Annotated in this window: 11 protein-coding genes; 8 read left to right on the top strand and 3 right to left on the bottom strand. The window is 70.3% G+C overall.

The genetic code is table 11. The features are described 5' to 3' along the window. The first annotated feature begins 99 nt into the window (after window positions 1-99). From FHU13_RS13940 to FHU13_RS13930, 3 genes are all read left to right on the top strand, one after another. The gene (locus FHU13_RS13940; RefSeq protein WP_183436478.1) at window positions 100-1,227 is read left to right on the top strand and encodes a Ppx/GppA phosphatase family protein; all 1,128 of its coding nucleotides are present in this window, start codon (window positions 100-102) and stop codon (window positions 1,225-1,227) included. 121 nt (window positions 1,228-1,348) lie between these two features. Next, the gene (locus FHU13_RS13935; protein WP_183436477.1) at window positions 1,349-2,065 is read left to right on the top strand and encodes an RlmE family RNA methyltransferase; all 717 of its coding nucleotides are present in this window, start codon (window positions 1,349-1,351) and stop codon (window positions 2,063-2,065) included. An 89-nt stretch (window positions 2,066-2,154) separates the two neighbouring features. Continuing rightward, window positions 2,155-3,960, top strand: a complete 1,806-nt coding sequence (locus FHU13_RS13930) for an adenine deaminase C-terminal domain-containing protein (protein ID WP_183436476.1) — start codon at window positions 2,155-2,157, stop codon at window positions 3,958-3,960. 130 nt (window positions 3,961-4,090) lie between these two features. Here the strand turns inward: FHU13_RS13930 and FHU13_RS13925 are convergent, their stop codons facing one another. Then, entirely contained in the window at window positions 4,091-4,978 is an 888-nt protein-coding gene (locus FHU13_RS13925; RefSeq protein WP_183436475.1) for a DUF3313 domain-containing protein, read from the bottom strand. A gap of 301 nt (window positions 4,979-5,279) precedes the next feature. Here FHU13_RS13925 and FHU13_RS13920 point away from each other — a divergent pair, with 301 nt between their 5' ends. Further along, window positions 5,280-6,761: an MFS transporter gene (locus FHU13_RS13920; RefSeq protein ID WP_183436474.1), complete on the top strand. Its 1,482-nt coding sequence runs from the start codon at window positions 5,280-5,282 to the stop codon at window positions 6,759-6,761. Here FHU13_RS13920 and FHU13_RS13915 read toward each other — a convergent pair. Next, on the bottom strand, window positions 6,718-7,245 hold the full coding sequence (locus FHU13_RS13915; protein WP_183436473.1) for a DoxX family protein: 528 nt from the start codon (window positions 7,243-7,245) through the stop codon (window positions 6,718-6,720). The two genes, FHU13_RS13920 and FHU13_RS13915, sit on opposite strands and share 44 nt — an antisense overlap. A gap of 209 nt (window positions 7,246-7,454) precedes the next feature. Between FHU13_RS13915 and FHU13_RS13910 the strand changes: the two genes are divergently transcribed. The 3 genes from FHU13_RS13910 to FHU13_RS13900 are packed head-to-tail and all read left to right on the top strand — an operon-like array spanning window position 7,455 to window position 10,538. Next, window positions 7,455-7,706 carry an acyl carrier protein gene (locus FHU13_RS13910; RefSeq protein ID WP_183436627.1) on the top strand — a complete coding sequence of 84 codons (252 nt, stop codon included), beginning with the start codon at window positions 7,455-7,457 and terminating at the stop codon, window positions 7,704-7,706. A 19-nt stretch (window positions 7,707-7,725) separates the two neighbouring features. Next, window positions 7,726-9,243, top strand: a complete 1,518-nt coding sequence (locus FHU13_RS13905) for an AMP-binding protein (RefSeq protein ID WP_183436472.1) — start codon at window positions 7,726-7,728, stop codon at window positions 9,241-9,243. Window positions 9,244-9,248: 5 nt separating this feature from the next. After that, window positions 9,249-10,538, top strand: a complete 1,290-nt coding sequence (locus tag FHU13_RS13900; RefSeq protein ID WP_183436471.1) for a type III PLP-dependent enzyme — start codon at window positions 9,249-9,251, stop codon at window positions 10,536-10,538. Here FHU13_RS13900 and FHU13_RS13895 read toward each other — a convergent pair. Further along, complete coding sequence (locus tag FHU13_RS13895) at window positions 10,529-11,503, bottom strand: LysR family transcriptional regulator (protein WP_246714659.1); 975 nt, start codon at window positions 11,501-11,503, stop codon at window positions 10,529-10,531. The genes FHU13_RS13900 and FHU13_RS13895 overlap by 10 nt on opposite strands. A gap of 95 nt (window positions 11,504-11,598) precedes the next feature. Here FHU13_RS13895 and FHU13_RS13890 point away from each other — a divergent pair, with 95 nt between their 5' ends. Beyond that, complete coding sequence (locus FHU13_RS13890; RefSeq protein ID WP_183436470.1) at window positions 11,599-12,480, top strand: aldo/keto reductase family oxidoreductase; 882 nt, start codon at window positions 11,599-11,601, stop codon at window positions 12,478-12,480. The last annotated feature ends 88 nt before the right edge of the window (window positions 12,481-12,568 follow it).

Below are 12,568 nucleotides of genomic sequence, written 5' to 3'. Positions count from 1 at the left end.
CATCCAGCCTTTGCAGTTCCCGAACAACGCCTGTAGCTTTGGTGCCACGATGGCCCAGCGCCTTGCCGGGCCGCATCGCCAGGAAGTTCGGTCGCGTCGATGAGGGATGAGAGCGCCGCCGCCGTGTCGGCCCGCCCCACCGCCGACCCGCAGACATCGCGGGAGGGACCCCGCACGGTCACGGGCGGACGCCCGATCGAGAGCTATCCCCCACACTACGAAACCGGGCGTCATGGCCGTCGCGACGCCTACGCCGCGCTCGATCTCGGCACCAACAATTGCCGCCTGCTGATCGCCGAGCCGACGCCCAACGGCTTCCGGGTGATCGACGCCTTCTCCCGCATCGTCCGGCTCGGCGAGGGCCTGGGCAACTCCAACCACCTCACCGAGGCGGCGATCGAGCGCACGGTGGAGGCCCTGCGCATCTGCCGGGGCAAGATGAAGTCCCGCGCCGTCGCCCGCTCCAAGGTGATCGCCACCGAGGCCTGCCGGCTCGCCGTCAATGGCGCCGAGTTCGTGGCGCGGGTGCGTGCCGAGGTCGGGCTCGACCTCGAGATCGTCGACCGGCAGACCGAGGCCTATCTCGCGGTCACCGGCTGCGCCGCGCTCGCCGACCCGCGGGCGGAATCGGTCGTGATCTTCGACATCGGTGGCGGCTCCACCGAGATCGCGTGGCTCGACGGCGCCGCGGCCAACCCCTCGACCGATCCTACCCTACGCATCCGCGCCTGGGATTCGCTGCCTGTCGGCGTGGTGACGCTGGCCGAGCGCCACGGCGGCACCGAGGTCACGCGGCGCACCTTCGAGGGCATGGTGGAGGAGGTCGGCGACCTGATCTCCCCCTTCGCGATCCGAGCGGCGGCGGCGGCTACCGCCCCTTATTTCCACCTGCTCGGCACCTCGGGCACCGTGACGACGCTCGCCGCCATGCACCTGCGGCTCGCCCGCTACGAGCGGCGCCGGGTCGACGGGCTCTGGATGAACGACGGTGAGGTCGGCGACGCGATCGAGGACCTGCTCGACACCCGTCTCGAACAGCGCGCCGACAATCCCTGCATCGGCCGCGACCGGGCCGATCTCGTGCTCGCCGGCTGCGCCATCCTGGAGGCGATCCGCCGAGTCTTCCCTTCGGACCGCCTGCGTATCGCCGACCGCGGCCTGCGCGAGGGCCTGCTCATGAACATGATGCGCGAGGACGGCGTCTGGCGCCGCGGGCGGTATCGCTAAAGCATCGTCCCGAAAGGTGGCCACCGGCTTTCGGAAAAGGACGATGCGGAAACAAAAGTCCTGTGCACTTCACGGGCCGGACGGACCACGTTAGGGACGGGCTCGTGAAGGGATCGAGATCATGAGCGACCGGCGAGGCGGAACGAGCGGTCTGCGCGGCGACCTGAAGCAGCGGGTGAAGACCGGCCGCGGGCGCACCCTCTCCCAGAAGCGCTGGCTGGAGCGCCAGCTCAACGACCCCTATGTCGCCCGCGCCAAGCGCGAGGGCTATCGCTCCCGCGCAGCGTTCAAGCTGATAGAGATCGACGAGCGCTTCAAGCTCCTGAAGTCCGGCCAGCGGATCGTCGATCTCGGCGCGGCGCCCGGCGGCTGGTCGCAGGTGGCGGCGAAGATCATCGGCGAGAGCGGGCGCATCGTCGGCATCGATCTGCTCGACGTCGAGCCGATGGCGGGCGCCACCTTCATCACCCTCGACTTCCTCGACGCGAGTGCGCCCGAGCGCCTGACCGAGCTGCTGGGCGGAAAGGCCGACCTCGTCCTATCCGACATGGCCGCCAACACCACCGGCCACAAGAAGACGGACCACCTGCGCACCATCGGGCTCGCCGAATCCGCAGCCGCCTTCGCCGCCGAGATCCTCGCACCGGGCGGCGCCTTCCTGGCCAAGGTGTTCCAGGGCGGCACCGAGGTCAGCCTGCTGGCCGACCTGAAGCGCGACTTCGCCACCGTACGCCACGTCAAGCCAGCGGCGAGCCGGGCGGATTCGAGCGAGCTCTACGTGCTGGCCGCCGGATTTCGAGGGCAGCCTGTCGGCGCCGAGGCGGACGACGAGGACTGACGCGTCACGGGCGGCTGCACCCCGCCCCCATTTCGTGGCACGATGCCTGCGCGTTCCGTCCGAGAGCCCGCGCAAGCCGGAAGGCCCCGATGACCGCCAAACCCCTCAACCGCTTCGCCGTTGCCCCGCTGGCGCAGATGACGCGGCGCCTCGCCGAGGTTGCCGCGGGTCGCGCCGAGCCCGATCTCGTCATCACCGGCGCGCGGGTGCTCTCGACCTATTCCGAGCGCATCCTGCCCGACCGGGAGATCTGGATCGCGGGCGGGCGCATCGCCGCGGTGAAGCCGGCGGGCCACCATCGCGGCAACGCCCCGCGCTTCGATGCGCGCGGCGGCCTGATCGCGCCGGGGCTGGTCGATCCGCATCTGCATATCGAGAGCAGCATGGTGACGGCCTGCGCCTACGCGGAGGCCGCGCTGATCAACGGCACCACCACGATTGTCTGCGACAGCCACGAGATCGGCAACGTGCTCGACGTGGACGGCGTCGCATGGATGCTGGAGGACGCGCGCGCGGCGCCGCTCAACATCTTCCTCACCGTGCCGAGCACGGTGCCCGCCACCACGCCGGAGCTCGAGACCGCGGGCGGTGACCTGACGGCGGAAAAGATCGCCGGGCTGTTCGATACGTGGCCCGAGGCGATCGGGCTCGGCGAGAAGATGGATTTCGTTGCGGTTGCCGCCGGGGACGAGCGGGCGCATGCCATCATCCGCGCCGCCCTTGAGCGCGGCCGTCCGGTCTCGGGCCACGTCTACGGCCGGGATTTCGTGGCGCCCTACGCCGCGAGCGGCGTCACCGACACCCACGAGGCGGTGGACGCCGACATCGCCGACGACCTCTTGGAGGCCGGTCTCTGGATTTTTCTGCGCGGCGGACCGCCAACGACCCCGTGGCACTCGTTGCCGAAGGCGATCGGCGCCGTGACCGATTACGGGGCTGCCTGGAAGCGGGTCTGCGCCTGCACCGACGACCGCGACGCCGACGACCTCCTCGCCTTCGGCCTCGATTGGGTGGTGCGCGAGGCGGTGGCCCTCGGCATCCCCAAACCCGCGGCCTGGGCCATGGGCTCGCTGCACGGGGCAACCCGCTACGGCCTCGACGGCGAGATCGGCGGCCTCGGCGGCGGGCGCCGGGCCGACCTCGTGCTCCTGAACGACGATCTCGTGCCGCAGGCGACGTGGTACGGCGGCGAACGGGTGGTGGAGGACCGTAAACCGACGCCGCGTCTCGAAGAAGCGCTCGCCCGGCCCTACCGCTACCCGGCGCCGGCCTACGCGACGGTTCACCTGCCCGATCCCCTGCCCGCGCTGATCCCGCCGCTGCCCGCTGGGCCCTGCACGGTCAACGCGATCCGCACGACGCTGCCGGGCATCGAACTGAGCCATGAGCGCGTCGCGCTCATCCCCGGCGCCGATTGGCCGGCGACGCTCGCGGCGCACGATCTCTGCCATGTCGCGGTGATCGAGCGGCACGGCCGCTCCGGCGGCATTGCCCACGGGCTGCTCTCCGCCTTCGGCCTGAAGCGCGGCGCGGTGGCGAGCAGTGTCGGCCACGATTCGCACAACGTCATCGTCGCGGGACTGAACGAGGCCGACATGCGGGTGGCCCTCGACGCCATCGCCGTCCATCAGGGCGGGGTCTGCGTCGTGGAGGACGGGGCCGTCACCGCGATGGTGCCGCTGCCGGTGGCGGGGCTCCTCTCCGACAAGCGCGTCGGCGCGGTGGCCGACGAGGTGAGGGCCATGAAGCGGGCCTGGGAGAGGGCCGGCTGCAGCATCCCCTATATGGGCTTCAACCTGATCCCGCTCTCGGTGATCCCCCAGATCCGCATCACTGACAAGGGGTTGGTGCTGGTGCCGGAGATGCGCCAGGTGCCGTTGTTCGAGGCGGCTTGAGCGCCTTTCGGCATTGCGAGGCGGAGCCGAAGCAATCCGGGGCGCTGTCTCTTTCGAAGAGGCCGCGCCGCGGGATTGCTTCGCTCACGCTCGCGATGACGGGATGTGGAGGAGGCGATCGAGCGGCGGCTCAGCGCGCCGCGGACACGCCCGGTCCCTTGTCGGTCCATTCCGGCGGCAGGCCGATCATGTCGCCGATGATGCCGTCCACGCCCGGGGCCCGGCCGAAGGCTTCGCAGTCGGGATCGAGGGGCGCCTCGCCCAGCGTGGTGATGCGGACGCGGTCGTAGGTCGGGAGTTGCAACTCACCCTTGAACGGGTCCTTGCCCGTGGCGAGGTAGGAGCCGAAATCCTGGCCGAACTCGCCGGCGAGGTCGTAGGCATCGCCGGCCGCGGAGAAGCGGGCCTGGTTGGTGAAGGAATTGGCCGCGCCGGCCCAGATCATCGCCGCGCGCTGGCGGTTGCGGGCGTCGAGCGCCTCGGCTTCGATGGTCAAGCTGCCGAGCCCGATCGGCACCCGCGGCACCGGGATCTTGCCGACCAAGTCGGCGAAGCCGATGCCGACCTGAGCGGCCACCGTGATCGCCGCAGAGGCGGCAATGGTGGCGCCGGACGCCGGAACGTTGGTGAGATCGACCCGAGTCACCACCGAGCGCACCGTCAGGTCGGCTTTTCCAGAGGACACGATGTTGTAGCGCAGCGAGAGGTCGTAGCAGAGCGCTCGGTCGGCGGCGTTGGCGATCACGCGCCGCTCGATCGGCGTCAGGCCGGGACCGGACACGGCCTCGGTGAAGGCCGTCGGCACGATCCGCACGGTGCGCACCGTCTGCGGCAGGGTCGGGTCGATGAACAGCTTGGATTCGGAGGCGACCGCGTCGCTGGTGACGAACTGGTCGCGGCGCGAGAGGGAGCCGCCGTCGGTGAGCACGACGTCGCCGCAGCCGGCGAGGCCGGCGAGCAGGGACGCGGCGAGCGCGAGGCGGGACAAGCCGGAACGATGATTCGACCGCAGGGGCATCAGGCTCTTTCGCGGGATGTGGGTCCGGCGCCTTGGGACGCTCGGGGATGCGCGCCCGGCCGAGGCCGGACAGCACCGCTTTTCGGGCGGAAGCCTAGCCTTAAGGCGGCGGCCCCGGAAGGATCCGACGGGCGACGGCGCGCGTATCCCGTGGGCCTGTGACCGTTCCGCCACGTTGTTTCATCCGCCCGCTCCGGCGCGAGATTTCAGCGTTGCGTCTCTGCGACTCCTCCGCAACTCCCCCTCAGCCTCGCCGCCCTCCTGCGCAACCCATCGGCCCGTCGTGCGCTTCTCTCTGCCGATGCGTCCTGCCCAGATCGTCCCCCTCGTCGTCGCCACCGCCCTGTTCATGGAGAACACCGATTCGACGGTGATCGCCACGGCGCTGCCGGCGATCGCGGCGAGCCTCGGCGTGGACCCGATCGCCCTCAAGCTCGCGCTGACCGCCTACCTCGTCAGCCTCGCGATCTTCATCCCCGTCTCGGGCTGGGCCGCCGACCGCTACGGCGCCCGCAACGTCTTCCGCGTCGCGCTCTGCGTGTTCATGGCCGGCTCGCTCGCCTGTGCCGCCGCGAACTCGCTCACCGGCTTCGTCGCCGCCCGCTTCGTGCAGGGGATCGGTGGGGCGATGATGGTGCCGGTCGGCCGCCTCGTGATCCTGCGATCGGTGCCGAAATCCGAACTCGTCGGAGCGCTGGCCTACCTCACCATCCCCGCGCTGATCGGCCCGATCCTCGGGCCGCCGCTCGGCGGCTTCATCACCACCTACGCCGACTGGCGCTGGATCTTCTTCATCAACATTCCGATCGGGCTGGCCGGCATCGTGCTGGCGACCCTGTATTTCGGCGATATCCGTGAAGAGACGCGTCCGCCGCTGGATGTCGCCGGCTTCCTGCTCTCGGGTGGCGGGCTCGCCCTGCTGATGCTCGGCTTCGCCTCGACCGGGCGCCACCTCCTGCCGGATGGCGTGTCCTGGGCCTGCATGGCGGGCGGGATCGTCCTCGTCGGGTTCTACCTGCGCCACGCCAAGCGGACCGAGCACCCGCTCATCCGCCTCGATCTGCTCAAGCACGACACCTTCCGTGCGGCGGTGACGGGAGGAAGCCTGTTCCGGATCGGGACGGGCGCGATCCCCTTCCTGCTGCCGCTGATGCTGCAGATCGGCTTCGGGCTCGATCCGCTGCATTCCGGCCTCATCACCTTCGCCGCGGCCGCGGGCGCACTGCTCATCAAGATCATCGGACCGCGCATCCTGCGCGCCCACGGCTTCCGCCGGGTGATGGTGGCGAACGCGCTGGTCGCCTCCGCCTTTCTCGCCGCCAACGGGCTGTTCACGGCGCAGACGCCGCACTGGATCATCGTCAGCGTGCTGCTGCTCGGCGGCTGCGTCCGATCGCTGCAATTCACCTGCGTCAACGCCATCGCCTATGCCGATCTCGAATCGCGCGAGATGAGCGCGGCAACGAGCCTGGCCAGCGTCGCGCAGCAGCTCTCGCTGAGCCTCGGCGTCTCCATCGGTGCCTTGGCTCTGGAGGGTGCCGCCGCGTGGCACGGCCATGGGGGAATCGAGGCGGGAGATTTTCCCCTCGCCTTCCTCGGAGTGGCCGTCGTCTCGTCGGGCTCGTTCTTCGTGTTCCGGCGGCTGGCGCCGGATGCGGGGGCGGAGGTCTCGGGACAACGACGGGTCGCGGAGGCCGTACCGAAACCTGCGGATGGCTCGCCTCAGAGCCTCGCCTCGATCACGCCGCGGCCCGCGCCGGAGCCCGCCCGCCCGCCCGTTTGACGCCGGTAGATTTGGCGCGCGCCGGAGCCTTGGACGCGACCTTGGCCGCGACTTTGGCCGGTGCCGGCGCGTCGCCCGCGCGGAAAATGCCCTGCCAGCCCCAGGCGCCGGGGCCGGTCATCGCATACATCAGGAAGGCGCCGGCAAGGCCGAGATCGGCGAGGAGGAAGCTGCGCTCGGTCACCGCGGCGGCTCCGGCATGGAGCCAGAACGGGTGGAGCAGGGCCGCCATGCCGGCCACGAAGCCGGCCATGGCGAGTCCGGTGAGCCGCGGCATCACGCCGAGGATCACCGCGAGCGGCCCGAACACCTGCACGATCACCGCCGCCGTCGCGACCGCGTTCGAGGCGGGGCAGCCGGCGCCCGCCAGCGTCACGGCGAAACCGGAAACGTTGAGCGCCCGCGCGATGCCGGTCGGCAGCAGGGCCGAGGCCATGAGGAGACGGGCGGCGAGAAGCACGCCGTTCTGGGCTGAACCGAACACGGGCCGAGGACTCCGGGAGAGAGGAATATCGGGAAGCCTCGGGTGCCAGCGTGAATCGCCGGTTAAGCGGACCGGGTGAAATGACGGATGCCTGGGGATCGTCCATGAACCACGGACCCACCATGGACTTGCCCTTGCGTTGGGCTTAAGTCCGCAACCCGAGACCAGCGCAGGACGGTTCGAGGGGTCGAGTAGCCGTGGTTCAGTCGATGGCCGACGTGCGGGAGGCGATCTTCGCCTTCATCGCGGCCCGCAACCCGGGCCTTCCCCCCGGCGCCGTCACCGGGGAGACCTCCCTCGTGACCAGCGATGCGCTCGATTCGATCGGCATCCTCGACCTGATGATGCATCTCGGCGACCGCTTCGGCGTCGAGATCGACGAGGACAGCTTCGACCTCGCCAACTTCGCCAGCGTCGATACGCTGGCCCATTTCATCGACGACCGGCGTTCCGACGTCTGACCCCCGCCTGATCCGTCCCATGGCCCCGACGCTGCTGCACCACCTGCTCGAAGGAGCCGGCGCGGACGATCACCCGGCCGTCGTCGAGGAGGCCGAGACCCTCACATACGGCGCCTTCCGGACCCGCGTCGCCGCGCTGGCGGAGCGTCTGCGCGGCCTCGGGCTCGCGCCGGGCGACCGGGTCGCGATCCTCCTGCCGAAGTCGCTCCGCGAATGCGTCGCGATCTTCGCGGTCAGCGCCGCCGGCGGCGTGTTCGTGCCGATCCATCCGTCGTTGCGCCCGCGCCAGGTCCACCACATCGTCGCCGACAGCGGCGCGCGGGCGCTGCTGACCGACCCGGCCCACGCCGCCGGGCTGGAGGGGGCGCTCGACGACCTTTCGGGATTGCGCGTCCTGATCGAAGAGATAGCGGAGGACGGCGCCGCCCTGCTGCCCGGCGAGCCGGCCCCCGCCGGACTGGCGGCGATCCTCTACACCTCGGGCTCGACCGGCCTGCCCAAGGGCGTGATGCTCTCCCACGCCAACCTGATCGCCGGCACCCGCATCGTGCGGACCTATCTCGGGATCGGACCCGGCGACCGGATCCTCTCGGTGCTGCCGTTCTCGTTCGATTACGGCCTCAACCAGCTCCTCACGAGCGTGGAGCAGGGCGCGCAAATCGTTCTCCTGACGCCGCGGCTCGGCGACGACGTGGTGCGGGCGCTGGAAGTCCATCGCATCACCCTGCTCGCGGGCGTGCCGACGCTGTGGACGCTGCTGACGCGCGCCGCACCGCATCTGGCCAAGGCCGACCTTTCGGCGCTGCGCGCGATCACCAATTCCGGCGGCAGCCTCGCCCTGCCGACCATCGCGCGCCTGCGTGCCCGGCTACCCCACACGGCCGTCGTGCTGATGTACGGCCTCACGGAAGCCTTCCGCTCGACCTACCTGCCGCCCGACGAGATCGACCGGCGCCCCGACTCGATCGGCCGCGCCATCCCCGAGACCGAGATTTTCGCGCTCACCCCCGACGGGCGCCGGGCGCGACCGGGCGTGCCCGGTATCCTGCACCACCGCGGCCCTACCGTCTCGATGGGGTACTGGAAACGGCCGGAGGACACCGCCCGCGTGCTGGTGCCGGATCCTTTCCCACGGCCGGGCACTGAGCCGGGTCTCGTTTGCCGATCCGGCGACCTCGTGGTGGAGGATGCGGACGGCTTCTTCCGGTTCATCGGTCGAGAGGACACGATGATCAAGACACAAGGTTTTCGCGTGAGCCCGACCGAGGTCGAGGCGGCACTGATGGAGACCGGCGCGTTCCGCGCGGCGGCCGTGATCGGCCTGCCCGATCCGAGCCTCGGTCAGCGTATTCACGCGGTCACCGTCCCCGCCGAGGGCGCACCGGGCACGGCAAGCGTGCTGCAGGCCTTGCGCACGGCGTTGGCGCCCCATCTCGTGCCCCGCACGATCGAGGCGGTGGCCGCCCTTCCGACCACGCCCAACGGCAAGGTCGATTACAAGCGGCTGACCGCCGAGCGCGCGGCGGCGGAAATCTAGGGCCGATGGCTGACGCTCCCGATCTCGCCGCAGCACTGATCGCCGAGAATTTCTCGCGCGATTCGGGCGGCGTCCTACATGTCGGCGGCCTGCCGCTGACCGAGCTGGCAAAAAAGTTCGGCACGCCGCTCTTCGTCTACGATTCCGGGACGATGCGACGGACCTACCGGGCGCTGCACGAGGCGGTGGCCGGCTTCGCGGAGGTCGATTTTTCCGTGAAGGCGAATCCGAGCCCAGCCGTGATCCGCGTCTTCCATGAGGAGGGTGCGGGGGCTGAGATCGCCTCCGGCGCCGAGTTCGCGGCAGCAGTTGAGGCCGGTGTCCCGCCCGAAAAGATCCTGTTCGCGGGACCGGGCAAGGGCGCGGCCGACCTCGACCGGGTGATCGCCGGCGGCATCGGCGAGATCCACCTCGAAAACCGCGAGGAGTTGGCTCGGGTGGCCGCCTCCGCCGAGCGCCACGGGGTGACGGTGCGGGTGGCCCTGCGGATCAACCCCGGCGCCACCGCCCAGGGCGGGGCGATGCGGATGGGCGGCAAGCCCTCGCCCTTCGGCTTCGACGAGGAGGAGATGGACGCCGCCATCGACGCGGTGGAGGCGCAAGCCTCGCTTCGCCTCATCGGGCTTCACCTCTTCGCGGGCACGCAGGGGCTGAAGGCGGAGACCCTGCTCGGTCAGTGGACCTACGGCCTCGGCCTCGCCGCGCGGATCGTACGCAGGACCGGCCGCCCGCTGGAGACGATCGACCTCGGCGGTGGCCTCGGCATCCCGTACTTTTCCGGTGACGCCGCCCTCGACCTCGGCACGCTCCGCGCCGGGCTGCCCGACCTGATCGCCACGCTGCGCGCCGACCCTGGGCTGGCCTCGGCCCGGGTGGTTCTGGAGCCCGGCCGCTACCTGGTCGGGCCGGCGGGCGTCTACGTGGCGCGGGTGCTGGCGGTCAAGGATTCCCGCGGTACCCGCTTCGTCATCACCGACGGCGGCATGCATCACCATCTCGCCGCGAGCGGTAATCTCGGCCAGATCGTCAAACGCGACTTTCCCTTGGCGGCGGTCGTGGACGGCGGGGGCGTGGAGCCCAGCGCCACGGCCGTCGTCGGCCCGCTCTGCACGCCGCTCGACATGCTGGCGCGGGCCGCGCCGCTGCCGCCGCTTGCCGAGGGCGACCTCGTCGCCGTGCTGCAATCGGGCGCCTACGGACTGACCGCGAGCCCGACGGGCTTTCTGAGTCATCCGATGCCGGCCGAGGTGCTGGTGGAGGGCGGCCGTGCGATCCTGATCCGGCTTCAAGGCTGATCACGCCGTCCGGTCCTCACCGCGTCGGCGAACGGAGCGGAGCCCCGCCCGCGACGTTCGGATGCGCGCCGCTGCAGGCCGATGAAGTCGATGAAAGCTCGGAGCGGTGCGGGAAGGTAGCGGCGGCCGGGATAGTACAAAAACGGGCCGGAGAAGCGCGGCCACCACGGCTCCAGAACGGGTTCCAGGGCACCGCTGTCGAGATGCGGCTGCAGCCAGTCCTCGAACAGGGTGAGGACGCCGACACCGGCGATCGCCGCGTCGACCGCGAGGTCGGTGGCCGTACCGACGCGCACGGTGAGCGGCCCGCTTGGATCGATGCGCACGGTCTCCCCGTCCCGCTCGAACTCCCATTCCGTCTTCCTGCCGCTCGCGAAGCGGCCGCCGATGCAGGCATGGTTCAGAAGCTCGCGCGGGTGCTCCGGGCGACCCTGCCGATCGAGATAGGCCGGCGCGGCGGCCGTGGCGAATCGCTGCTCCCGCGGGCCGATCGAGACGGCGATCATGTCCTGCTCAAGCCGCTCGTCGTAGCGGATTCCGGCATCGCAGCCAGCGGCCAGAACGTCGACGAAGCTGTCCTCGGCGATCACGTCGAGGCGGATGTCCGGATAGGCGGCGAGGAAAGGCGGCACGATCTTGGGCAGGACCAGCCGCGCCGCGCTGACCGGCACGTTGAGCCGGAGCGTGCCGGCCGGCCGTTCGCGAAAACCGTTGACGACGTCGAGTGCCGCCTCGACCGCGCCAAGGGCCGGCGTCAGACGCTCCAAGAGACGCATCCCGGCCTCGGTCGGGGCGACGCTGCGCGTCGTGCGGTTGAGAAGACGGACGCCCAGCCGCTGCTCCAGACGGCGCACGGCCTCGCTCAACCCGGACGCGCTCATGCCGCTGGCCCGCGCGCCGTCGCGAAAGCCGCCCGCCTCCGCGACGACGACGAAGGCGGCGAGGTCTCCGAGATCCCCCGACATTGTTCGTTTCCTCGCACAACCTGTGCTGATTGAGCTGTATTATCGCGCGGTTCGGCACCGTCTAGATCCATGGGCGTCAAACAGGAGAGACCCCGATGAACGATCTCGGCCGAGCCGGCACCTACACCCTGGGTGATCGTACGGTGAACCGCCTGGGCTACGGTGCGATGCAACTCGCCGGGCCGCACGTGTTCGGCCCGCCGAAGGATCGGGACGGCGCCATCGCCGTCCTGCGCGAGGCCGTGGCCTCCGGCGTGAACCACATCGACACGAGCGACTTCTACGGCCCGCACGTGACCAATCAGCTCATCCGGGAGGCGCTCTATCCCTATCCGGACGATCTCGTCATCGTCACCAAGATCGGTGCGAAGCGGGGGGCGGACGCTTCGTGGAATCCGGCCTTCTCGGCCGAGGATCTCACCCGCGCTGTTCACGACAACCTGCGCAATCTCGGCCTGGACGCGCTCGATGTCGTCAACCTGCGCATCATGTTCGACGTGACGGGGCCGGCAGAGGGCTCCATCGAAGCGCCGCTCACGGTTCTGGCGGATCTTCAGCGCCAGGGTCTGGTGCGCCGGATCGGGCTCAGCAACGTGACGGCTCGGCAGGTCGCCGAGGGGCGGAGGATCGCCGACATCGTCTGCGTCCAGAACGCGTACAACCTCGCGCATCGGGCGGACGACGCGCTCGTCGACGACCTCGCGGCTGCCGGGATCGCCTACGTCCCGTTCTTCCCGCTCGGGGGCTTCAGCCCGCTGCAATCGACGACGCTGTCTCAGGTCGCCGCGCGGCTCGGCGCGACCCCGATGGAGGTCGCGCTCGCCTGGCTCCTGCGCCGCGCGCCCAACATCCTGCTGATTCCCGGCACGTCCTCGGTCGCGCATTTGCGGGAGAACTTGGCCGCCGCCAACCTGGCGCTGCCGGACGCGGAGATGACGGAGCTCGGCCGGATCGCGACCTCGTCCGAGGGAGGCTGAGCCTCTGGCACACCGGGCGCAGCACTCAAGTGCTCGGTCGGGTGCTCGAGCATCGTCCCGCAAGAGAGCCAGCGGCCTTCGAAAAAAA

The sequence above is a fragment of the Methylobacterium sp. R2-1 genome, assembly GCF_014191355.1.
In the GTDB taxonomy this organism is placed as follows: domain Bacteria; phylum Pseudomonadota; class Alphaproteobacteria; order Rhizobiales; family Beijerinckiaceae; genus Methylobacterium.
Note: the sequence above shows the minus strand (reverse complement) of the source record. Positions and strands in the feature narration are given on the sequence as shown.